Annotated in this window: 18 protein-coding genes and 1 pseudogene; 12 read left to right on the top strand and 7 right to left on the bottom strand. The window is 71.6% G+C overall.

Annotated elements, in window-relative coordinates:
* Positions 1 to 36: 36 nt before the first annotated feature.
* A complete protein-coding gene (locus H293_RS0102080; protein ID WP_020116224.1) occupies positions 37 to 618 on the bottom strand; it encodes an NADPH-dependent FMN reductase in 582 nt (193 codons plus the stop codon).
* 278 nt (positions 619 to 896) lie between these two features.
* Between H293_RS0102080 and H293_RS0102085 the strand changes: the two genes are divergently transcribed.
* A complete protein-coding gene (locus H293_RS0102085; RefSeq protein WP_020116225.1) occupies positions 897 to 1418 on the top strand; it encodes a hypothetical protein in 522 nt (173 codons plus the stop codon).
* Positions 1419 to 1530: 112 nt separating this feature from the next.
* A complete protein-coding gene (locus tag H293_RS0102090; RefSeq protein ID WP_020116226.1) occupies positions 1531 to 2157 on the top strand; it encodes a class F sortase in 627 nt (208 codons plus the stop codon).
* Here H293_RS0102090 and cpt read toward each other — a convergent pair.
* Positions 2141 to 2686 (bottom strand): chloramphenicol phosphotransferase CPT, encoded by a 546-nt coding sequence (gene cpt / locus H293_RS0102095; RefSeq protein ID WP_020116227.1) that lies wholly within the window; start codon positions 2684 to 2686, stop codon positions 2141 to 2143. The two genes, H293_RS0102090 and cpt, sit on opposite strands and share 17 nt — an antisense overlap.
* 372 nt (positions 2687 to 3058) lie before the next feature.
* Between cpt and H293_RS0102100 the strand changes: the two genes are divergently transcribed.
* The 5 genes and pseudogenes from H293_RS0102100 to H293_RS0102115 all read left to right on the top strand — a co-directional run bounded on the left by H293_RS0102100 (position 3059) and on the right by H293_RS0102115 (position 8072).
* Positions 3059 to 4270 (top strand): NAD(P)/FAD-dependent oxidoreductase, encoded by a 1212-nt coding sequence (locus H293_RS0102100; protein WP_033415102.1) that lies wholly within the window; start codon positions 3059 to 3061, stop codon positions 4268 to 4270.
* Positions 4270 to 6873 carry a nitrite reductase large subunit NirB gene (gene nirB, locus H293_RS0102105; protein ID WP_020116229.1) on the top strand — a complete coding sequence of 868 codons (2604 nt, stop codon included), beginning with the start codon at positions 4270 to 4272 and terminating at the stop codon, positions 6871 to 6873. The genes H293_RS0102100 and nirB overlap by 1 nt, the downstream gene beginning before the upstream one ends.
* On the top strand, positions 6870 to 7220 hold the full coding sequence (gene nirD, locus H293_RS0102110; protein ID WP_020116230.1) for a nitrite reductase small subunit NirD: 351 nt from the start codon (positions 6870 to 6872) through the stop codon (positions 7218 to 7220). The genes nirB and nirD overlap by 4 nt, the downstream gene beginning before the upstream one ends.
* 9 nt (positions 7221 to 7229) lie before the next feature.
* Positions 7230 to 7364 (top strand): annotated as a pseudogene (locus tag H293_RS57000) (SDR family oxidoreductase); the annotation flags it as partial.
* Between the two features lie 57 nt (positions 7365 to 7421).
* Positions 7422 to 8072: a LysE family translocator gene (locus H293_RS0102115; protein ID WP_020116231.1), complete on the top strand. Its 651-nt coding sequence runs from the start codon at positions 7422 to 7424 to the stop codon at positions 8070 to 8072.
* Positions 8073 to 8109: 37 nt separating this feature from the next.
* On the opposite strand, the gene H293_RS0102120 is transcribed toward H293_RS0102115, so the two are convergent.
* Positions 8110 to 9036: an oxidoreductase gene (locus tag H293_RS0102120; RefSeq protein WP_020116232.1), complete on the bottom strand. Its 927-nt coding sequence runs from the start codon at positions 9034 to 9036 to the stop codon at positions 8110 to 8112.
* A gap of 228 nt (positions 9037 to 9264) precedes the next feature.
* On the opposite strand from H293_RS0102120, the gene H293_RS0102125 reads away from it, so the two are divergent.
* Positions 9265 to 9687, top strand: a complete 423-nt coding sequence (locus H293_RS0102125; RefSeq protein ID WP_106968227.1) for an excalibur calcium-binding domain-containing protein — start codon at positions 9265 to 9267, stop codon at positions 9685 to 9687.
* Positions 9688 to 9737: 50 nt separating this feature from the next.
* Here H293_RS0102125 and H293_RS0102130 read toward each other — a convergent pair whose 3' ends face one another.
* Entirely contained in the window at positions 9738 to 10178 is a 441-nt protein-coding gene (locus H293_RS0102130) for a VOC family protein (protein WP_020116234.1), read from the bottom strand.
* A 167-nt stretch (positions 10179 to 10345) separates the two neighbouring features.
* Between H293_RS0102130 and H293_RS0102135 the strand changes: the two genes are divergently transcribed.
* Positions 10346 to 10633 carry a hypothetical protein gene (locus tag H293_RS0102135; RefSeq protein WP_020116235.1) on the top strand — a complete coding sequence of 96 codons (288 nt, stop codon included), beginning with the start codon at positions 10346 to 10348 and terminating at the stop codon, positions 10631 to 10633.
* Between the two features lie 166 nt (positions 10634 to 10799).
* Here H293_RS0102135 and ppdK read toward each other — a convergent pair whose 3' ends face one another.
* Positions 10800 to 13520 carry a pyruvate, phosphate dikinase gene (gene ppdK / locus H293_RS0102140; RefSeq protein WP_020116236.1) on the bottom strand — a complete coding sequence of 907 codons (2721 nt, stop codon included), beginning with the start codon at positions 13518 to 13520 and terminating at the stop codon, positions 10800 to 10802.
* Positions 13521 to 13926: 406 nt separating this feature from the next.
* A complete protein-coding gene (locus tag H293_RS0102145) occupies positions 13927 to 15129 on the bottom strand; it encodes an ROK family transcriptional regulator (protein ID WP_020116237.1) in 1203 nt (400 codons plus the stop codon).
* A gap of 120 nt (positions 15130 to 15249) precedes the next feature.
* Here H293_RS0102145 and H293_RS0102150 point away from each other — a divergent pair, with 120 nt between their 5' ends.
* The 3 genes from H293_RS0102150 to H293_RS0102160 all read left to right on the top strand — a co-directional run bounded on the left by H293_RS0102150 (position 15250) and on the right by H293_RS0102160 (position 20523).
* Entirely contained in the window at positions 15250 to 16698 is a 1449-nt protein-coding gene (locus H293_RS0102150; RefSeq protein ID WP_020116238.1) for an MGH1-like glycoside hydrolase domain-containing protein, read from the top strand.
* A complete protein-coding gene (locus H293_RS0102155) occupies positions 16695 to 18635 on the top strand; it encodes an amylo-alpha-1,6-glucosidase (RefSeq protein ID WP_020116239.1) in 1941 nt (646 codons plus the stop codon). Before H293_RS0102150 ends, H293_RS0102155 begins: the two co-directional genes overlap by 4 nt.
* Before the next feature lie 151 nt (positions 18636 to 18786).
* On the top strand, positions 18787 to 20523 hold the full coding sequence (locus H293_RS0102160) for an LTA synthase family protein (protein WP_020116240.1): 1737 nt from the start codon (positions 18787 to 18789) through the stop codon (positions 20521 to 20523).
* 342 nt (positions 20524 to 20865) lie between these two features.
* On the opposite strand, the gene dusB is transcribed toward H293_RS0102160, so the two are convergent.
* On the bottom strand, positions 20866 to 21987 hold the full coding sequence (gene dusB, locus H293_RS0102165) for a tRNA dihydrouridine synthase DusB (RefSeq protein ID WP_020116241.1): 1122 nt from the start codon (positions 21985 to 21987) through the stop codon (positions 20866 to 20868).
* Positions 21988 to 22013: the final 26 nt, after the last annotated feature.

Genomic DNA, 22013 nt, shown 5'->3' on the forward strand with positions numbered 1-22013 from the left:
GCTTCACGGTAGTCCGAGAAGCCGGGCACGGGCACCTCACCGGGCGTAGGGCATCGCCGCCCTGCCCTCCCTCAGCACCCTCCCCCACCACACCAACTGGTCCAGCATCGTCTTCGCCGCCGCGTCCGGGCCCGAGGGGTCCTTCAGGCGGCCGTCGGCGAAGGAGCCTCCCGCGTTGTGGAAACTCACGGTGTCCCGGACCGTCACGGCGTGGAGTTCGGCGAAGACCTGGCGGAGGTGCTCCACGGCGCGCAGGCCGCCGGAGATGCCGCCGTAGGAGACGAGGGCCACCGGCTTGGCCTGCCACTCCGTGAAGTGCCAGTCGACCAGGTTCTTCAGGCCGGCCGGGTAGGAGTGGTTGTACTCGGGGGTGAGGACGACGAACGCGTCCGCCGAGGCGAGCTTGGGGGTCACCGAGGCGAGGGCGGCGGTCGTCTCGGGGGTCGGGGCCATGGACATGGGCAGGTCGGCCCCGGCCACGTCCACGACGTCCGGGACCAGGTCCTCCCGGTCGCGGAGGCGGTCGAGGAGCCAGTCGGCCACGACGGGACCGAAGCGGCCGTGGCGGTTGCTGCCGATGACCAGGGTGACCTTGAGAGGTGCGGTGTCTGACTGCATGAAGGACAGCCTGGTACCTCGACCGAAGTTGAGGTCAAGCACGGATCGCGGACCCGGGGGTCACCCGTTCACACCCGCGCCCCGCGTCCTTCGGGTTCGCTTCCGCCACCTGCCCGCCGTACGCCGATGACCTGCTGAAACTCCGGCCGACCCGGCGCGTGGTACAGCGATCTGACACCCGTTCACCGCAATTCTGACGCCCCCTCAGGAAGCGGGCTCGGCCCACTGCCACTTACCTCGAAGGCACAGGGACTCACCCGAGAGCTCGAAGGAGCACCATGCGCCCCACCACCCGCCTGCTGACCGGCAGCGCGCTCGCCGTCGCCGCCGCGGGTCTCGTCTGCGCGCCCGCGTACGCCGGGGACACGGACGGGCTGGAGGTGTTCCCGTCCTCCGTGGTGCCGGGTGGGCAGGTCACCGTGAACACGGCGGCGTGCGGGGACGGCGGCACGGCGGCGGGGGACGCCAGCGCGGTGGGCGCGGGCGCCTTCACGCTGGCGCCCAGCACGCACGAGGGTGACGCGATCGGGCAGTTCCGGGTGCCGCCGAGCGCGCAGCCGGGGACGTACGAGATCGTCGCCACCTGCGCGGAGGGCGGCCGGCGGGTGACCGGTGACCTGGTGGTCACGCTGACGTCCCAGCGTCAGCCCGTGCATCCCAGAGGAAGTGTCAAGACGGGGGTCGGTGGCGCTCTGGGCCCCGATCCCGTACAGACCGCGGCCGGCGTGGCGGCTCTCGCCGTCGCCGCCGCGGGCGGTACCTGGCTCCTGCATCGCCGGGCGAGAGGCGACGGGATCTGACGGACACCCTCCGCTGTCCGTCCGCCGGTACCGCATGTCCCCTCCCCCTCCGGGTCCGACGCCCCTCGCGGCCCGGAGGGGGACGGGCAGTCCGGCCGTAGAGGAGGTACCTGTGCGCAACCGCAGCTTCGGCAACACCGCCATAGCGGGCGTCACCGTGGTGGCCCTGTGCACCGGCGCGTGGCTGCTGCGCAGCGGCGCCGAGACGCACGCCCCGCCGCAGCCGTCCGCCGCCCAGGCGCACACGGCGGGCGACAGCGGGCGGGCCGCCGCGCCCGCGCTGCCGCCGTCCCCGCCCGACCGCGTCCGCATCCCCGCGATCCGTGTGGACGCGCCCCTGATGGCCCTGGCCCTCACCGCGGGCGGCAGCCTCGATGTGCCGCCGGCCGCGAAGAAGAACCTCGCCGGCTGGTACGAGGCGGGTACCGTCCCCGGTGAGACGGGCACCGCGATCCTCGCCGGACATGTCGACAACGCCGAGGGCCCCGCCGTCTTCTACGACCTCGGTGCCCTGCGCAAGGGCAGCGCGATCGAGGTGGACCGGCGCGACGGAAGCGTCGCGGTGTTCACGGTGGACGCGGTCGAGGTGTACGACGCGAAGAACTTCCCCGACGAGAAGGTGTACGGGGCCGCGAAGAGGCCCGAGCTGCGGGTGATCACCTGCGGTGGCGGCTACTCGCCCTCGACCGGGTACCGGGGCAACGTGGTGGTGTTCGCGCACCTCACGGGGAGCCGCTGACAACCGCCTCGGCGATGGTGCGCGCGCAGTCCAGGGCCTCGGTGCGGGTGGTGTCGACCTCGATGTCGTAGACCACTCCCTGGTGGACGATCTCCGCCTGCTTCTCGGCCATCCCCCGGGCCCGGTCGCCCCGGACGATCTCGCGGCCCGCGGCGACGGCGGGCTCGCAGCGCACGCCGACCCACAGCACGTCGAGTCCGTCCAGCGTCTTGCGCCACCGTTCCTGCGAGTGCGTACCGCCCAGGAACACGTCGTCGACGATCACCCGGGCGCCCGCCCAGGCCGTCGCCGCGACCCCCGCCCGCCAGGCCGCCTCCAGACGCGTGAACTCCTCCCCGACGCTCACGCCGCCGTCCGCCGCGAACTCGATGCCCGAGCCGGAGGACTGGAGCGCGGCGGGCAGCGACTCGACGAACCCGTCGATCCCGAAGGCCAGCCACGGGTCCGGCAGGACCGCCTGAAGACACCGCACGATGCCGGACTTGCCGGAGCTGGAACCGCCGTTGAGCACGATCACCTGAGTCGTCACGGCGCCACCGTAACGTCAGGGGAGTCACTGGTCGTACGCAATATTCGCGTCCGGCGCGGGGGCCGGACCCGAAAGGTGTGCCGAGGCCCGGGCCGCCGGCCACGGCGTCCACCCGGTCGGCCCCGTACGCGGTGAGGCGCGGGCCGGCGGCCATGGTCAGCGAACATGTCGGGCATGCTCGTGACCCCGCGGGACGGCGTCCGTGCAGGTTGCACCCACCTGGGCGGTGCCCGGGGCCCGCGTCCTCACAGCGCGCCCCCGACGCCCCTGCCGAACCCTCACACCCGCCCCCGGTCCCAGCTGAGGGCAGCGTTCCTCGCGGGAAACAGAGGTGATGCGGTCGGGTAACACCCGCAACGCACGCTCCTGAACATGACCTCGAATACGCGTGTGGTGGTGATCGGCGCCGGGCTCGCGGGCGTCCGGCTCGCCCGGCGGCTCGGAGAGCTCGGCACGCCCGTGACGCTGATCGGCGAGGAGGAGCACCGCCCGTACAACCGGGTGCTCCTCGCCGAGGTGCTGGCCGGGCGGTACACCCCCGACGTGATCGCGCTCCCGGCGCCGGCCGCGCTGACCCGTGCCCGGGTCACCGGCATCGACCGCGGGGCACGGACCGTCGAGTACGCGGACGGTTCGAAGATCGCCTACGACACGCTGGTCCTGGCCACCGGCTCCAACCCCGTCCTGCCGCCGCTGCGCGGCCTGTTCACCCCCGACCACGTGCTGCCGGAGGGCGTCCACGCCTTCCGCACCATGGACGACTGCCTGGGTCTGTCCGCGGCGGTCCGGCCGGGAGTGAAGGCCGTCGTGATCGGCGGCGGGCTCCTCGGGGTCTCCGCGGCCCGCGCGCTCGCCCAGCGCGGTGCCCAGGTCATGCTGGCCCAGCAGTCCGAGCGGCTGATGGAGCGCCAGCTCGACCCGAGCGCGTCCAAGCTCGTCCGGCGCCACCTCGGGGACCTCGGCGTCGAGGTCCACACCGACCTGCGCGTGCGGGACGTGCGCTGTGTCGGCGGCGCGGTCCGCTCGGTCGAGATGGCCGACGGTTACGCCCTGGACGCCGAGATCGTGGTCCTGGCCTGCGGGGTCCACCCGCGTGTCGGTCTCGCGCAGACCGCGGGCCTGGAGGTGCGCAAGGGCATCGTCGTGGACGACGAACTGCGCACGTCCGACCCGCACATCCACGCCATCGGCGACTGCGCCCAGCACGACGGCAACGTCTACGGCCTCGCCACCCCGGCACTCGAACAGGCAGATGTCCTTGCCGAGTTGCTGGCCGGAAGGACGAACGCCCGCTACACCGGCACCCGTTCGCTGACCCGGCTCACGCTCGCCGGGCAGACCGCCTTCGACCTGGCCGCGTTCGGCGAGACCGAGGCGCTCCCGGGCGACGACGTCGTCCAGCTCGCGGACGCCACCCGCGGCACCTACCGCAAGGTCGTCGTCCGCGACGACCGCCTGGTCGGCGGGGTCCTCGTCGGCGAACTCGGCACGGTCGGCGCGCTCGCCCGCGCCTGGGAGGGAGCAGAGCCGCTCCCCGCAGGCGGCCCGCTGCTCCACCTGCTCACCAACGATGGAGGCTCCTGATGACCGCCACCCCGGAGGCCACGGAGGCCACCCCCACGATCGTCCTCGTCGGCCACGGCATGGTCGGCCAGCGCTTCCTCGAAGCCCTCGCCGAGCGGGGCATGACCGCCACGCACCGCGTGGTCGTGCTGTGCGAGGAGCCGCGTCCCGCGTACGACCGCGTCGCGCTCACCTCGTATTTCTCGGGGAAGACGCCCGAGGAACTCTCCCTGACGGACATGGAGTTCATCGACACGCACGGCATCGAGCTGTACGTCGGCGACCCGGCCGTGACGATCGACCGCGAGGCGAAGAAGGTCACCGCGAAGTCCGGGCAGGTGTTCGCGTACGAGACCCTCGTCCTCGCCACCGGCTCCTACCCCTTCGTGCCGCCGGTCCCGAACAAGGACGCCGAGGGCTGTTTCGTCTACCGCACGATCGAGGACCTCCTCGCCATCGAGGAGTACGCGAAGACCCGCACCACCGGCGCGGTGGTCGGCGGCGGACTGCTCGGTCTGGAGGCGGCCGGTGCCCTGAAGGGGCTCGGACTGACCTCCCACATCGTGGAGTTCGCGCCCCGGCTGATGCCGGTGCAGGTCGACGACGGCGGTGGCGCGGCGCTGCTGCGCACCATCGAGGAGATGGGCCTGAGCGTCCACACGGGCGTCGGCACGCAGGAGATCGTGGTCGGCGAGGACGGCGCCGTCACCGGCATGAAGCTGTCCGACGGCAGCGAACTCGCCACCGACCTGGTGGTGTTCAGCGCCGGTGTCCGCCCCCGCGACCAGTTGGCCCGCGACTGCGGTCTGACGGTCGGCGAGCGCGGCGGCATCACCGTCGACGAGCAGTGCCGTACGGTCGCCGACCCGCACGTGTTCGCGATCGGCGAGTGCGCGCTGGCCGCCGACGGCCGGGTGTACGGCCTGGTGGCCCCGGGTTACGAGCAGGCCGAGACGGCGGCGGCGACCATCGCCTCCGACGAGGCCGCCTTCCTGGGCGCCGACCTGTCCACCAAGCTGAAGCTGCTCGGCGTGGACGTGGCCTCCTTCGGTGACGCGCACGGCGCCACCGCGGACTGCCTGGACGTCGTCTACTCCGACTCCCGCGCGGGCCTGTACAAGAAGCTGGTCATCGGCCGGGACGGCACGCTGCTCGGCGGCATCCTGGTCGGCGACGCGGAGGCGTACGGCACGCTGAAGGCGTTCACCGGTTCGGTGCCGCCGGTCAAGCCCGAGTCGCTGGTGCTGCCGGCCGGTGCCGGGGAGTCGGTCCAGCTCGGCCCGACCGCGCTGCCGGACGACGCGATCATCTGCTCCTGCAACAACGTCCGCAAGGGCACGATCCGCGGGGCCGTCACCGAGCACCATTGCACCACCGTGCCCGAGGTGAAGAAGTGCACCAAGGCCGGTACCACGTGCGGCAGTTGCGTCAAGGTGCTGGGCCAGCTGGTCACCTCCGAGCTGGAGGCGTCCGGCGTCGAGGTCGACAAGGGCCTGTGCGGCTGCTTCTCGCAGACCCGCGAGGAGCTGTACGAGATCGTCCTCGCCCTGCGCATCAACACCTACCAGGACCTGCTGGACCGCTACGGCCGCGACGGCGCCCGGGGCGGCGACGGCTGCGAGGTCTGCAAGCCGGCCGTCGGCTCGGTCATCGCCTCCCTCGCCCCGACGATCGGCGCGAGCGGCTACGTCCTGGACGGCGAGCAGGCGGCCCTGCAGGACTCCAACGACCACTTCCTCGCCAACATCCAGAAGAACGGCTCCTACTCGGTCGTCCCGCGCATCCCCGGCGGTGAGATCACCCCCGAGGGCCTCATCGTGATCGGCGAGATCGCCCGCGACTTCGGCCTCTACACGAAGATCACCGGCGGTCAGCGGATCGACATGTTCGGCGCCCGCGTCGAACAACTGCCCCTCATCTGGACCCGGCTGGTGGACGCCGGCTTCGAGTCCGGGCACGCCTACGGCAAGTCCCTGCGCACGGTGAAGTCCTGCGTCGGCCAGACCTGGTGCCGCTACGGCGTCCAGGACTCGGTCCGCATGGCGATCGACCTGGAGCTGCGCTACCGGGGGCTCAGGTCGCCCCACAAGCTCAAGTCGGCGGTCTCCGGCTGCGCCCGCGAGTGCGCCGAGGCCCAGTCGAAGGACTTCGGCGTCATCGCCACCTCCAACGGCTGGAACCTCTACGTCGGCGGCAACGGCGGCGCGACCCCGCGCCACGCGGACCTGCTCGCCCAGGACCTCACCGACGCCGAACTGATCAAGCTCATCGACCGGTTCCTCATGTTCTACATCCGCACCGCGGACCGCCTGGAGCGCACCTCGACCTGGCTGGAGCGCATCCCCGGCGGCCTGGACCACGTCCGTGACGTGGTCGTGGAGGACTCCCTCGGCATCTGCGAGGAGCTGGAGTCCCTGATGACGGCCCACGTGGCGCACTACGCCGACGAATGGGCGACCACCATCAACGACCCCGAGAAGCTCGCCCGGTTCGTGTCCTTCGTGAACGCCCCGGACACCCCCGACCCGGTCGTCGGCTTCGTCCCCGAGCGCGAGCAGATCAAGCCCGACCTGCCGCTGCTGACCATCGGCCACCGTCCCCTGGAAGGAAGCGCCCAGCGATGACCCTGGCACCCGAGACCACCGACCTGAAGGTCGAACTCCAGCTGAACGGCGACTGGTTCGCGGTCTGCGAGCTGGCCCGGCTGCTCCCCGGCCGGGGGGTGGCGGCCCTGCTGCCCGACGGACGGCAGGCGGCCCTGTTCCGCGACCGCGCGGGCCATCTGTACGCCGTCGACAACCGCGACCCCTTCGGCGGCGCGGCGGTCCTTTCCCGCGGCCTGACCGGCAGCCACCAGGGGCGCCCGTTCGTGGCCTCGCCCCTGCTGAAGCAGCGGTTCGACCTGGAGACCGGGCAGTGCCTGGACGACGAGTCGGTGCGGATCGCCACGTACGAGGTGCGGGCCGCGTAACGAGATTTCCGCGCGAAGGCCACCCTCCCCCTGGGCCGGGTCTCGGCCACGTCCGAGATCGCCGCCGTCCTGTACCTGGCCTCGGACGACGCCTCCCCGATGGTGGGCACCGATCTGGTGGTGGACAGCGGGGCGACGGCCTGAGCGTGCGCCGACGAAAATCGGCTGGAGAGGGAAAGGGCCAGGTGCTTGCATGGGGGCATGGTTCCCACCGACCGTCTCCTCGCCTTCGCGGCCATGTCGTTCCTGCTGATCGTGGTCCCCGGACCCAGCGTGCTGTTCGTGATCGGCCGGGCGCTCGCACAGGGCCGGCGTGCCGCCCTGACCACGGTGGCCGGGAACACGGTCGGCGCCTACGTCCTGGTCCTCGCCGTGGCGTTCGGGGTCGGCTCGGTCGTGGAGCGCTCGGTACTGGTCTTCACCACGCTGAAGCTCGCCGGTGCCGCCTACCTCGTGTACCTGGGCGTCAAGGCGTGGCGCGGGCGCGGGTCGCTGCGCGCGGCGTTCGCCGAGGACGTGTCGGCGGCCGCGGCGGGGCACGGCGGTCTGCGTACGTTCTGGGAGGGGTTCGCGGTCGGTGTGACCAACCCCAAGACGATCGTGTTCTTCGCCGCGGTACTGCCGCAGTTCGTGGACCGCGGCCAGGGCGGGGTGGCCGCGCAGATGCTGCTGCTCGGGCTGGTGTTCAACGTCATCGCGCTGGTCTCCGACGCCGTGTGGGGGCTGGTCGCGGCGACCGCGCGGGGCTGGTTCGCCCGCTCACCGCGCCGCCTCTCCGCGGTGGGCGGGGTCGGCGGACTGACCATGATCGGCCTGGGCGTGACGGTGGCGGTGACCGGCCGGACGGACTGAGGGGCCGGGGGCCGAGGGGACCGCAGGGACTCAGGTGTCAGACCTTCAGGACGCCGTACGCCACCCCCGTGAGCTCCTCCGAGGCGGCCCAAAGGAGTGAGGCCGCCCGGTCGTCGCGGGTCCAGGGGGCCCGCCAGGAGGAGGCCGGGGGCCCGCGCCACCCCGCCAGGGACGGGCCGGTGAAGGAGTCGGGCGGCACCTCGGGGGCGGTGGCCGCGTAGAGGGTGGGGAGGGCGCCCGCCTCGGCGGACTGGGCGAAGAAGCGGTTGCCGACCCGCATGAAGCGTTCCGCTGCCCTGCGCCCGGCCATCTTCGCTCCCGCCGTCTGCAGGTTGGTGGCCGCGTACCCGGGGTGCGCCGCCACGGCGGTCACGTCCGCGCCGTGGGCCGCCAGCCTGCGGGCCAGTTCATGGACGAAGAGCAGGTTGGCGGTCTTGGAGCGGGCGTAGGCGACCCAACGCCGGTAGCGGCGCTCGCTGTTGAGGTCGTCGATGTCGATGTTGGCCAACGCGTGCGCCGTGCTGGAGACGGCCACGACGCGGGCGGCGGGGGTCGCGAGGATCGTCGGCAGCAGCAGGCCGGTCAGCGCGAAGTGGCCCAGGTGGTTCACCCCGAACTGCGTCTCGAACCCGTCCGCGGTCGTGCCGTACGGCAGCGCCATCACGCCCGCGTTGTTGACCAGCAGGTCGAGGCGGTCGTAGGGATACGTCGTCGCGAACTCCCGTACGGAGGCCAGGTCCCCGAGGTCCAGCCGGTCGAACTCCGTGTCCGCCCCCGGCACTTCGCCGACCAGCCGGTCCCGGGCCCCGACGCCTCGCGTCTCGCTCCGACAGGCGAGCAGCACGCGGGCGCCCCGACGGGCGAGTTCCCGCGCGGTGACGTACCCGATGCCACTGTTGGCCCCGGTGACGACGGCAACGCGTCCGCTCTGGTCGGGGACGTCCTGGGCACTCCAGCCTGACATGGCGGGGCTCCCTCCGCAGACGGGGTGGATCCAGCGTACGAGCGCGGCCGGCCGGATTCACCCAGCTCGCGCCGCCGCCGACTCGGACTTGCGGAGAGTTACCCTCCGGTCACGTCACGTTCGCATCACGGGTTTCTCATGTCGCCGACAGCGCATCCGCGCCTCACTAGGTTCGTCACCTCATATCCGGCTGATCGCCACTTCTTGATCACGCGCACGGATATCACCATGAACCTGGAGGGACCTGCTGTGAACCTGCTCCGCAAGCCCGGCGCCATCGTCGTCGCCGCGCTGGCGCTGGCCGTGCTGCCGGGCGCCGCCTCGGCACACGACGGTGACCACCCGTTCGAGAACTGCACCGAGGCGTACGCCGCCGGATACGCGAACATCCCCGAGGGCGACGAGCACTACGGCAGCCATCTCGACCGGGACGGCGACGGCATCGGCTGCGACCGGCCGCCCGCGGACTTCAAGGCCCACGACGACCAGGCGGCGGCACCGGCCGAGGACACCGGCAAGAAGGGCACGCGCCTCGCCGAGACCGGCGGCGGTGGCGACACCACCGTGTACCTCGCGGCCGCCGGCTCGGCCGTCCTGCTCACCGGCGGTGCGCTGGTGGCGTCGGCCCGCAGGCGCCGCGCCGAGCGCTGAGGCGCGGGCCCTCCCGGGGTCCGCGCAGCACGGCCCGGCCCCCTTCGTGCTCAGCTCAGCCGCTCGGCCAGTCCGACGATGACGCCCTCCGGACCGCGGACGTAGCAGAGCAGGTAACTGTCCTCGAACCGGGCGATCCCGCCGAGGAGTGCGGCGCCGTGAGGGCGCAGACGGGCGACGGTGTCCTCAAGGTCGTCGACGGCGAACATGACGCGGTGCGTGCCCAGGATGTTGTGCGGCCGGTTGCGCGGCTCGGTGCCGATCGCCGCGGGGCTGCGGTACTTCGCCAGCTCGAGCCGGCTGTGACCGTCCGGGGTCCGGACCATCGCGATGTCGCAGTGGACGCCGTCGAGTCCGGTGCACTGGTCGGCGACAGGGCCCTCGACCTCGGCCCTGCCCTCCAGCTCCATACCGAGTTCCACGAAGAACGCGACAGCGGCGTCCAGGTCCTCGACGACGATGCCGACGTTGTCCATCCGCTGAATCGCCATGCCGGTCTCTCCCTCTTCCCGATGCGGCCGGTGGTGGCCGCCGATGCCCCTGGGACGGAGCCGACGACACGTTCTCGACATCCGCAGCGCGGGTGGTCCGATGAACCTCCCGGGCCCCGCCCACGTCTTCCCGCGCGACCATCCCCGCACGCCCAGGAGAACAGACCGTGACCGGCAAGGACATCGAGCACACCGACGAGCGGGGTTACGACCCGGGGCCCTGGTGGGCCGACCTCGGGACGTGGGGGGCCATCGCACTGATCGTCTTCGGGGCTCTCGCGGCCGCGTGGGTCTATTTCCGGCTGCCCGGCACCCCGGAGGAACTGGCGGCCGGCTACTACCAGGCCGCGCGGATCATCACCATCGGCTTGGTGATCGTGGGATGCACCGTGCTGGGCCGCCGTCGCGACAGGGCCGCGGCCACAGAAGAGCCAGAGGAGCCGGAACGCGCCTGACAGCTGATGCACGAGAGGGCGGCACCCCCCGCACAGGGTGCCGCCCTCTCTTCGTGCTCCGGAACCGCCGCCCATCGGGTGAGGGTCGGGGACGGACGGCGGTTCCGGGGTTCCCATGGCCGTGGCCGTGACCGTAGCCGTAGCCGTAGCCGTAGCCGTCGGAGGCCTACCGGTGGTCGCTTCCGTTCGCCGTGATCGCCGCGCGCCCCGCCTCAAGTCGGGCGACCGGGATGCGGAACGGGGAGCAGGAGACGTAGTCCAGACCCACCTCGTGGAAGAAGTGGACCGACTCCGGGTCGCCGCCGTGCTCGCCGCAGACGCCGAGCTTGAGCTCCGGGCGGGTCCTGCGCCCCGCCTCCGCGGCCAGCTTCACCAGGGAGCCGACGCCGTCCTTGTCGATCGTCTCGAACGGCGACACCCCGAAGATGCCCTTCTCCAGGTAGGCGGTGAAGAAGGAGGCCTCCACGTCGTCCCGGCTGAAGCCCCACACCGTCTGGGTGAGGTCGTTCGTGCCGAAGGAGAAGAACTCCGCCGCCTCCGCGATCTGCCCGGCGGTCAGCGCGGCGCGCGGCAGCTCGATCATCGTGCCGATCGACAGCTTCAGCTCCACGCCCGTCGCCGCCTCGACCTCCGCGACGACCTGGTCGGCCTCCTCGCGGACGATCTCCAGTTCCTGGACGGTGCCGACGAGCGGGATCATGATCTCCGCGCGCGGGTCGCCCTTGGCGTTCTTGCGCTCGGCCGCGGCCTCCGCGATCGCCCGGACCTGCATGGTGAACAGGCCGGGGATGACCAGACCGAGGCGCACTCCGCGCAGGCCCAGCATCGGGTTCTGCTCGTGCAGGCGGTGCACGGCCTGCAGGAGACGCAGCTCGTTCTCGTGCGGCTCCTGGCGGGACTCCGCGAGGGCCACGCGGACCGACAGCTCGGTGATGTCGGGGAGGAACTCGTGCAGCGGCGGGTCCAGGAGGCGGACCGTCACCGGAAGGCCGTCCATCGCCGAGAACAGCTCCACGAAGTCCTTCTTCTGGAGCGGGAGCAGCGCCTTCAGCGACTCCTCGCGCTCGTCCTCTGTGTCGGCCAGGATGAGCCGCTCGACCAGCTCACGGCGGTCACCGAGGAACATGTGCTCGGTCCGGCACAGGCCGATGCCCTGCGCGCCGAAGCGACGGGCCCGCAGCGCGTCCTCGGCGTTGTCCGCGTTGGCACGGACCCGCAGCCGGCGCTTGCGGTCCGCGAACGCCATGATCCGGTGCACGGCCTCGACCAGCTCGTCGGCGTCGTTGGCGCCCGCGTGCATCCGGCCCTCGAAGTACTCCACGACGGGAGACGGGACGACCGGAACCTCGCCCAGGTAGACCTTCCCGGACGACCCGTCGATGGAGATCAGGTCGCCCTCCTCCACCACGTGCCCGCCCGGAACCGTCATCCGGCGCCGCTTGGTGTCGACCTCCAGCTCCTCGGCGCCGCAGACACAGGTCTTGCCCATGCCGCGCGCTACGACGGCCGCGTGGGAGGTCTTGCCGCCCCGGGAGGTCAGGATGCCCTCGGCCGCGATCATGCCGTCCAGGTCGTCGGGGTTGGTCTCCCGGCGGACCAGGATGACCTTCTCGCCCGAACGGGACCACTTGACGGCCGTGTACGAGTCGAAGACCGCCTTGCCGACGGCCGCGCCCGGCGAGGCCGCGATGCCCCGGCCGACCTGCGCGACCTTGGTGTTCTCGTCGAAGCGCGGGAACATCAGCTGGGCCAGCTGGGCGCCGGTGACGCGCTGGAGCGCCTCTGCCTCGTCGATCAGGCCCTGGTCGACGAGCTGGGTCGCGATCCGGAAGGCCGCGCCCGCCGTGCGCTTGCCGACCCGGGTCTGGAGCATCCACAGCTGACCGCGCTCGATGGTGAACTCGATGTCGCAGAGGTCCTTGTAGTGGTTCTCCAGCGTCTCCATGATCTGCATCAGCTGGTCGTACGACTTCTTGTCGATCTGCTCCAGCTCCGCGAGCGGGACGGTGTTGCGGATGCCCGCGACGACGTCCTCGCCCTGCGCGTTCTGGAGGTAGTCGCCGTAGACGCCCTGGTGGCCGGAGGCGGGGTCGCGGGTGAAGGCGACGCCGGTGCCGGAGTCGGGGCCGAGGTTGCCGAAGACCATCGAGCAGACATTGACCGCGGTGCCCAGGTCGCCGGGGATGCGCTCCTGGCGGCGGTAGAGCTTGGCGCGGTCGGTGTTCCAGGAGTCGAAGACCGCGTGGATGGCGAGGTCCATCTGCTCGCGCGCGTCCTGCGGGAAGTCCCGGCCCGCCTCCTTCTTGACGATCTTCTTGAAGGCGGTGACGAGCTTCTTGAGGTCGGCGGCCTCCAGGTCGGTGTCGACCGAGACCTTCTTGGCCTCCTTGGCCTTCTCCAGAGCCTCCTCGAAGAGGTCGCCGTCGACGCCGAGGACGGTCTTGCCGAACATCTGGATGAGGCGCCGGTAGGAGTCCCAGGCGAAGCGGTCGTCGCCGGCCTGCTGGGCGAGACCCTGGACCGACTTGTCGGAGAGGCCGATGTTCAGGACCGTGTCCATCATTCCCGGCATGGAGAACTTCGCGCCCGAGCGGACCGAGACGAGCAGCGGGTCGTCGGCCTGGCCGAGCTTCTTGCCCATGCGCTGCTCCAGCGCGTCGAGGTGCGCACTCACCTCGTCACGCAGTGCCGCCGGCTCCTCGCCGCTCTCCAGGTAGACCTTGCAGGCTTCGGTCGTGATGGTGAAGCCGGGGGGAACGGGGAGTCCCAGGTTGGTCATCTCGGCGAGGTTCGCGCCCTTGCCACCCAGGAGGTCCTTGAGGTCCTTGTTTCCCTCGGTGAAGTCGTAGACGAACTTCGCTACGTGGGGTTCTTTGTTTTCCGACACGGGTCTCGACTCCCTCGAGGACGCGGTGGCTGCCCTGACGGCGAGGAACATACCCAGATCGAAGGCGTCTGGGTACGTCTACTCGGGCGTCATACGCCCGTAACCAGCCGTCCGCCAGCGGATCGAAAGTCAAAGCTTGGCAAGCGACACGGGCCCGATGTTTTCACTTCTTGAACGCAATAACCCTCGCAAGCCGCCAGAATCGCTCATCTGAGCGGCAGGCGGCACGCCTGATTTCGATCGATGAACGATCAAGGGGTGGCACTCAGTGCCACCCCTTGGAGAAGTGCAGTCGCCCAAGATCCGCTCATTCGAGCGCGACCCCTATCAAGCGTGGCGAGAATCACGCTGCCACAGCGCACCGGATTTCACCATGCGGACGAGTATCGGGACCGCAACACGGACGTCATACGCCCATGGCCAGCAACCGCTCCTCGACCCGCTCGGGCGCGTACAGACACTCCACGACCAGCGCACCCGCCCCGACCAGCCCGGCCCGCTCCCCCAGCCGCGAGGTCACGACCTCCAGGCCGGCGGTGGAGCGCGGCAGCGCCCGCTGGTACAGCAGCTCCCGGACACCGGTGAGGAAGGGAGTTCCGGCCAAATCCCCGGCGATCATCAGGACCCCGGGGTTCAGCAGGGTCACCACGGTCGCGAGGACGTCCCCGACGTGCCGCCCCGCCTCCCGCGCGAGCGCCGCCGCCTCGGGATGCCCGGACGCCAGCAGGTCCCGCACGTCCGAGCCCGAGGCCGCGGGCACCCCGGCCGCCGCCAGCCGACGGGCCACGGCACCTCCGCTCGCGACGGCGGCGAGGCAGCCGTAGGACCCGCACCGGCACAGCGCCTCCGCGCCGGCCGGCACCCGGATGTGGCCGAGGTCGCCCGCGCCGCCGTCGATGCCCCGGTAGACCGAGCCGTCGACCACGACTCCGGCGCCGATGCCGGTCGAGACCTTGACCAGCACGAACGCCGAGCAGTCGGGGTGGGAGGTGCGCTGTTCGCCGTACGCCATGAGGTTGGCGTCGTTGTCGACGAGCACCGGGACCGGGCCCGCGCCGGTGTGCTCGGTGAAGGCTCTGGCGAGGCGGCCTCGTATGTCGTAGCCGTCCCAGCCGGGCATGATCGGCGGCTGGACCACCCGGCCGCTCTCCAGGTCGACCGGGCCCGGCACGGCGAGCCCGATCCCGCAGACCTCCGCCGCCCGCCGCCCCGCCTTCTCCAGCAGTTCGGCGAACCAGTGGCCCAGCTCGCCGAGCACCGCGTCCGGGCCGTCCTCGATCACCAGGGTGCCGCTGTGCTCGGCGAGGATCTCGCCGGTCAGGGAGAGCACGGCCGCGCGCGCGTGGCGGGTCTCCAGGTCGGCGGCGAGGACCACGGCGTGGGCGTCGTCGAACTCCAGGGTGATGGAGGGGCGGCCGCCCAGCGGGGAGTCCACGGGGCCTCCGGCGCCCTCGCGCAGCCAGCCCGCGCGGAAGAGCCGGTCGAGGCGCTGGCCGACGGTCGCCCGGGACAGTCCGGTGGCCTGCTGGAGCGCGCCGCGCGTGACGGCTCGCCCGCTGCGCACCAGTTCGAGCAGATCTCCGGCGCCGGTCTGACTCCGTCCACCCATGCGCACCCCCTTGTGTTTCCCAACTCTGCATTACATATTGAGTTTTGCGTGTTAAATAGACGTAACCCTACGGTAGCCCTGACCGAACCGGTCAGCCACACGTCTTTCGGGGAGCCCCGAGTGGATCGCACTGCCCAGCTCATCAGCCGTTCCGCGGAGCGCTCGATCGCATACGATCCGCCGGGTTCGCCGCCTTCCCTGCACGTGGGGGCGGCGAGGGTGCTGGAGGGCAACTGGACCGGCGCCTCCACGGTGCCCTCGCGCGGTCTGTACCCGCACCAGTGGTCCTGGGACTCCGCATTCATCGCGATCGGCCTGCGCCACCTCTCGCCGCTGCGGGCGCAGACGGAGCTGGAGACCCTGCTGACCGCCCAGTGGGGCGACGGGCGTGTCCCGCACATCGTCTTCAACCCCTCCGTACCGCTCGACGCCTACTTCCCGAGCCCCGACTTCTGGCGCTCCTCCACCGCGGGGCGCACGGCGGGCGCCCCGCGCACCGTACAGACGTCCGGCATCGTGCAGCCACCGGTCCACGCGCTGGCCGCGTGGCTGGTCCACCGCGCCGACCCCGGTCTGTCCCGGTCGCGCGGCTTCCTCGCCCGGGTGTACCCCCGTCTGGCCGCCTGGCACCGCTATCTCCTGCACCGCCGGGACCTGGGCGGCGGCGGCCTCGCGTCCGTCGTGCACCCCTGGGAACAGGGTATGGACAACAGCCCCGCCTGGGACCTCCCGCTCTCCCGTGTCACCCCGGCCCCGGCCCGCTCCTTCCGCCGCGCCGACCTCGACCACGGGGCGGCCGAGGACCGGCCGACGGACCTGGACTACGGACGGTACGTGCGCCTCGCGACGGACTACCGGGACGCCGGGTACAGGGATGGGCCGGGCGGGGGTCGGGGTGCCGGCACCGGCGGGTTCGCCGTCGAGGACCCCGCCTTCAACGCCCTGCTCATCGCCTCCGAGCACGCCCTCGCCCGGATCGCCGCCGAACTGGGCGCACCCGGCACGGCCCGGCACGCGCGCGCGGAGCGGCTCACGGAGGCTCTGGTGGAGCGGCTGTGGGACCCGGCGAGCGGGATGTTCCTGTGCCGGGACCTCAGGGCCCCCGCCCCGGACGGCCGCGGCGCCCTGATCCCCGAGCGCGGTGTCTCCGGCCTCGTCCCGCTCCTCCTCCCCGGCCTCCCGCGGGCCATCGTCTCAACCCTCCTGCACACCGCGTCCGGCCCCCACTTCGGCCTCGGTACCACCACCCGCCTCCTGCCCAGCTACGACCTCCTCGGCGAGGCCTTCGACCCGCACCGCTACTGGCGCGGCCCGGCCTGGTTCAACACCGCCTGGCTCGTGGAGCGAGGGCTGCGCACCCAGGGGGAGCTCCCACAGGCCGACGCCCTGCGGCAGTCGGTCCTCGAACTCGCCGAGAAGACCGACTTCGCGGAGTACGTCGACCCGTACACCGGCGAGGCCTGCGGGGCGACCGGCTTCAGCTGGACCGCCGCGCTCGCGCTCGACCTGCTGCACAGCGACACCACAGTCACGGCGGACATGGAACTCAAGGGAGGGAACCGGCGATGACGGACCGGCATCATCTGCTCGTGCACGGCGGGACGTTCGCTGCCGTGGGGGACAGCGGCGACATCAGCGGCGTCCGGAGCGCCGGCAGTTCCCCGGACGGGTTGTTCGTCCGCGACGCCCGGCACCTGAGCCGCTGGCAGCTCACGGTCGACGGCGCGGTACCGGAGGCCCTGTCGCCGGTGGCCGACGGCGACACCGCGCGCTGTGTCCTCGTCCCGCGAGGCGGCCGCCAGGAACCCCCCGCGCACACCCTCTTCCGCGAACAGGCGGCGGGGGACGGCTCGTTCGTCGAATCCCTCCGGATCACCAGCAACCGGCCGGTACCGACGACGGTCCGGCTCGCGATCACCGCGGACGCCGACTTCACCGACCAGTTCGAACTCCGCTCCGACCACCGCACCTACACGAAGACCGGCGCGACCCGCACCCGCGAAGTCCTCGACGACGGCGTGGAGTTCGGCTATCAGCGCCGCGAATGGCGTTCCTGTACGACGGTGACGGCCGACCCCGCCCCGGACGGCGTCGAGGAGACGGGCACCGGAGCCAGGCGCCTGGTGTGGAAGCTCGATCTGGAGCCGCACGGCACGGCCGAGCTGACCCTGCGCGTGATGGCCCGCCCGCACGGCGACCGGCGGACCCGCCGGGTACCGAGCTCCCCCGCCGCCCTGAACCGTCAACTCCTCGCGATGGAGGGCGAGTTCGTGGAGGGCGTGGCCTTCCCGACCGGCTGGCCCGAGCTGGCCGCCGCCTGCGCCCGCGGTCTCGCCGACCTCGCCTCGCTCCAGGTCCCGGCGACCGGCCCGGACGGCGAGGAGCTGCGCGTGCCGGCCGCCGGAGCCCCCTGGTTCCTCACCCTCCTCGGCCGCGACGCCCTCCTCACCGCGCTCTTCGCCCTCCCCTACCGCCCCCAGCTGGCCGCCGCGACCCTGCCCGCGCTCGCCGCGACCCAGGCCACCGAGGTCGGCGCGGCCTCCGTGGCCCAGCCCGGCAAGATCGTGCACGAGGTGCGGCACGGGGAGCTCGCGCACTTCGAGCAGGTGCCGTACGGCCGCTACTACGGCTCGGTCGACGCGACCCCGCTGTTCCTCGTCCTGCTCGGCGCCTATGTGGAACAGACCGGGGACGCCTCCCTCGCCCGGCGCCTGGAGTCCCACGCCCGCGCCGCGATCGGCTGGATGCTCGACCACGGCGGCCTCACCTCGCGCGGCTACCTCGTCTACCGCGCCGACCAGGGCGGCCTCGCCAACCAGAACTGGAAGGACTCCCCAGGCTCGATCTGCGGCGCCGACGGGACCCGCCCGAGCGGCCCGGTGATGGCGGCGGGCGCCCAGGGCTACGCGTACGACGCGCTGCGCCGGACCGCGTGGGTCGCCCGCACGGTGTGGGGGGACGAGACGTACGCGGCCCTCCTCGAACAGGCCGCGGCGGATCTGCGGGACCGCTTCCAGCGGGACTTCTGGATGCCGGACCGCTCCTTCCCGGCCCTCGCACTGGACGGAGAGGGCGGCCAGGTCGACGCGCTGGCATCCGACGCAGGACATCTGCTGTGGTCCGGGCTGCTCGACAAGGAGTACGGCGAGCTGGTGGGCCGGCGCCTGCTGGAGCCGGACTTCTTCTCCGGCTGGGGCGTACGCACCCTGGCCTCCGGCCAGCCGGCCTACCACCCGCTCTCCTACCACCGGGGCTCGGTCTGGCCGCACGACAACGCGCTGATCACGCTGGGGCTCGCCCGCTACGGCCTGCACGACGAGGCGCGGGCGGTGGCGCACGGGCTGGTGGACGCGGCGACGGCGACCGGGCACCGGTTGCCGGAGGTGCTGGCGGGGTACGGGCGGGAGTCCCACGGCGAGCCGGTGCCGTATCCGCACGCGTGCGTGCGGGAGTCGCGGTCCGCGGCGGCCCCTCTCGCCTTGCTGACGGCGGTCGGCGGCGCCTGATCGGAGGGGTGGACCTGTTGGCCAGGCGTTTGCCCGGTGTTTGCTCTGGCCGGTGAACTGTGGCTCGAGGCGAGCCGTACGGGACTGTGGCGGATCCGAGACCCCATATCGGGTCCGCCTTCCACCACGGACCGTACGGAAGGACCCTCGGGTGTCCGAGACCCTTGCAGAGAGCACGTCACCCGAGGTCGAGGCGGCCGACACGGACCAGCAGTCCCCGCGCGCGAGGTTCGTCCGGTGGCGGGAGGCCCACCCCACCGCCGTACGGAACGTGCGCTGGGCCCTGAACATCCTCGCCGCCGTGCTCGTCCTCGGGGCCCTGCTCCTGCCGAACAAGATCGCCTACCTGCAGCCGCGGGCGTTCGTGCGGATTCCGGCCGAGGCGATCATCGGGGCGGCCGTGATGCTCGCGCTGCCGCGCCGGCCGCGGCTGGTGGTGGCCGTGGTGTCCGGCGCGGGGCTCGGGGTGATGACGATCCTGAACCTGCTCGACATGGGCTTCAACGACTACCTCGGGCGGCCCTTCAACCCCGTCCTCGACTGGGAGCTGCTCGACGACGCGCAGTCGTACGTCGCGGACTCGATGGGCGGGGCCGTGGCGGTCGCGGCCGTGATCGGCGTGGTCGTCCTGGTGCTCCTGGTCCTGGCCGTCATGACGCTGGCGATGGTCCGGCTGAGCGGCCTGCTGGTCCTGGACCGCCGGGCGGCCACCCGCGGCACCCTCCTCGCCGCCACCGTCTGGGTCACCTGTTCCGCCCTCGGCCTCCAGGTCCTCGGCATCCCGCTGGCCTCCGAACACACCGCCGCGCTCACCGCGCTCCAGGCGAAACGGGTGGTGTACACCGTGCGGGACGAGGCGGATTTCCAGAAGGTGGCCAAGGTCGACGCCTTCGGGAACACGCCGGGCGCCCAGCTGGTGCCCGACCTGCGCGGCAAGGACATGATCTTCACCTTCATCGAGAGCTACGGGCGCAGCGCCGTCGAGGACCCGGGCATCGCGCCCGGCGTCGACAAGACCCTCGACACGAGCACCGCGGCCCTCGCGAAGGCCGGCTTCCACGCGAAGAGCGGGTGGCTCACCTCGGCGACGTACGGCGGCAGCAGCTGGCTCGGCCACTCGACGACCCTCTCCGGCCTCTGGATCGACAACCAGCAGCGCTACCGCACGGTCATGGCCAGCGACCACCTCAGCCTCACCAAGGCCTTCAGGAAGACCGGCGCCTGGGACACGGTCGGGGTGATGCCGGGCGTCCAGAAGGGCTGGCCGGAACAGAAGTACTACGGCCTCGACAAGGTCTACAACGCCTTCCAACTCGGCTACCAGGGCCCCAAGTTCAGCTGGTCGACCATGCCCGACCAGTACGCCCTGGAGGCCTACCAGAAGCGGATCCACGGCAAGAAGCGCGACAAGCCGCTGATGTCCGAGATCATCCTGACCTCCAGCCACCAGCCCTGGGCCCCCATCCCGAAGACGGTCGACTGGAACGACCTCGGCGACGGCTCGGTCTTCAAGGCCATCCAGAAGGCGGGCAACAAAGCATCCGACATCATCGCCGACCCCACCCGCTCCAAGCAGGAGTACGGCAAGTCCATCTCCTACTCGGTCACTTCACTGACCCAGTGGCTGGAGCGCTACGGCAACGACGACACGGTCCTCGTCTTCCTCGGCGACCACCAGCCGATCGCCCGGGTCAGCGGCGAGAACGCCAGCCGTGACGTGCCGATCTCCATCGTCGCCAAGGATCCCAAGGTCCTCGACAAGATCACGTCCTGGAACTGGACAGACGGCCTCAAGCCGGCCCACAACGCCCCCGTCTGGAAAATGAGCTCCTTCCGAGACCGCTTCCTGAGGGCGTACGGCTCAACTCCGCACCCGTCGAAGGGGTGACGCTGCGCTGGGCTTGAGCCCGGCGCCTATGGGGTGCCGGGTCAGGTTGTCGAGCGAGTGCGGGTCCGTCGTGGCTGGTCGCGAAGTTCCCCGCGCCCCTAGGTGGGACAGGTGGACGCACCTTTAGACGCGTACGGCGCGCAGGGGACGGGGTGGGGGTGTCCGCCCGCAGCGGCCGGCGTCCGTCACCGAGCACTACTCAAAGGAACCGAGCCGCCGGACCGAGGACGGACACCCCACGCGCTACCCAAGCCCCCACCGGAGCCGCAGCTGCGCCGCAGGCACCAGGGGCGCGGGGAACTGCGCAAAAACGCCCGCCCCCACCAACCCGCACCCGCACCCTCAGCCCCCCGACGTCTCCAACTCCGCGTCCTCCCCAACCCCCGCACAGTCATACGGATCCTTCAGCCACCCATCAGGCAGCACCACCCGATTGTTGCCCGACGTACGCCCACGCGGCCCGTCCGCCCCCGTCGGCCATGGCTGGTCAAGGTCCAACTCATCCAGCCCCGACCGGAGTTCGGACAGCGACGACGTGATCGCAAGCCGCTTGCGCATCTCGCTGCCGACCGCGAACCCCTTCAGGTACCAGGCCACATGCTTACGGAAGTCGATCACCCCACGCGACTCGTCCCCGATCCACTCCCCCAGCAGCGTGGCGTGCCGGACCATGACGTCGGCCACCTCCCGCAGCGAAGGCCGCGCGATGTCGTCCGTACGCCCCTCGAACGCCGCCACGAGGTCCGCGAACAGCCACGGCCGGCCAAGGCAGCCCCGCCCCACGACCACCCCGTCGCACCCCGTCTCCCGCACCATTCGCAGCGCGTCCGACGCCGACCAGATGTCCCCGTTGCCGAGCACGGGAATCTCCGGGACGTGCTCCTTCAGGCGGGCGATCGCGGACCAGTCCGCCGTGCCGCCGTAATGCTGCGCGGCCGTCCGCCCATGGAGCGCGATCGCCGTCACGCCCTCCTCGACCGCGATCCGCCCCGCGTCCAGATACGTGAGGTGATCGTCGTCGATGCCCTTGCGCATCTTCATCGTGACGGGCAGATCCCCCGCCCCGCTCACGGCCTCCCGCAGGATCGCCCGCAGCAGCGGGCGCTTGAACGGCAGCGCCGAGCCACCGCCCTTGCGGGTGACCTTGGGGACCGGGCAGCCGAAGTTCAGGTCGATGTGGTCGGCGAGGTCCTCCTCCGCGATCATGCGGACGGCCTTGCCGACGGTGGCCGGGTCGACGCCGTACAGCTGGATCGAGCGCGGCTTCTCGCTCTCGTCGAAGTGGATCAGCTGCATGGTCTTCTCGTTGCGTTCGACCAGCGCCCGAGTCGTGATCATCTCGCTGACGAACAGGCCCTTGCCGCCACTGAACTCCCTGCACAGCGTGCGAAAGGGCGCGTTGGTGATCCCGGCCATGGGGGCGAGGACGACGGGGGGCTGGACGGGGTGCGGACCGATCTGCATTCCCCCATTGTCACGCATCCCTCGCG

It is taken from the genome of Streptomyces canus 299MFChir4.1, from assembly GCF_000383615.1.
Classification (GTDB): domain Bacteria; phylum Actinomycetota; class Actinomycetes; order Streptomycetales; family Streptomycetaceae; genus Streptomyces; species Streptomyces canus_C.

Excerpts from the sequence above, each read along its gene's own strand:
- H293_RS0102080 (WP_020116224.1), bottom strand. The coding sequence starts at position 618 with ATGCAGTCAGACACCGCACCTCTCAAGGTCACCCTGGTCATCGGCAGC.
- H293_RS0102085 (WP_020116225.1), top strand. The coding sequence starts at position 897 with ATGCGCCCCACCACCCGCCTGCTGACCGGCAGCGCGCTCGCCGTCGCC.
- H293_RS0102100 (WP_033415102.1), top strand. The coding sequence starts at position 3,059 with ATGACCTCGAATACGCGTGTGGTGGTGATCGGCGCCGGGCTCGCGGGC.
- nirB (WP_020116229.1), top strand. The coding sequence starts at position 4,270 with ATGACCGCCACCCCGGAGGCCACGGAGGCCACCCCCACGATCGTCCTC.
- nirD (WP_020116230.1), top strand. The coding sequence starts at position 6,870 with ATGACCCTGGCACCCGAGACCACCGACCTGAAGGTCGAACTCCAGCTG.
- H293_RS0102115 (WP_020116231.1), top strand. The coding sequence starts at position 7,422 with ATGGTTCCCACCGACCGTCTCCTCGCCTTCGCGGCCATGTCGTTCCTG.
- H293_RS0102120 (WP_020116232.1), bottom strand. The coding sequence starts at position 9,036 with ATGTCAGGCTGGAGTGCCCAGGACGTCCCCGACCAGAGCGGACGCGTT.
- H293_RS0102125 (WP_106968227.1), top strand. The coding sequence starts at position 9,265 with ATGAACCTGGAGGGACCTGCTGTGAACCTGCTCCGCAAGCCCGGCGCC.
- H293_RS0102130 (WP_020116234.1), bottom strand. The coding sequence starts at position 10,178 with ATGGCGATTCAGCGGATGGACAACGTCGGCATCGTCGTCGAGGACCTG.
- H293_RS0102145 (WP_020116237.1), bottom strand. The coding sequence starts at position 15,129 with ATGGGTGGACGGAGTCAGACCGGCGCCGGAGATCTGCTCGAACTGGTG.
- H293_RS0102155 (WP_020116239.1), top strand. The coding sequence starts at position 16,695 with ATGACGGACCGGCATCATCTGCTCGTGCACGGCGGGACGTTCGCTGCC.
- dusB (WP_020116241.1), bottom strand. The coding sequence starts at position 21,987 with ATGCAGATCGGTCCGCACCCCGTCCAGCCCCCCGTCGTCCTCGCCCCC.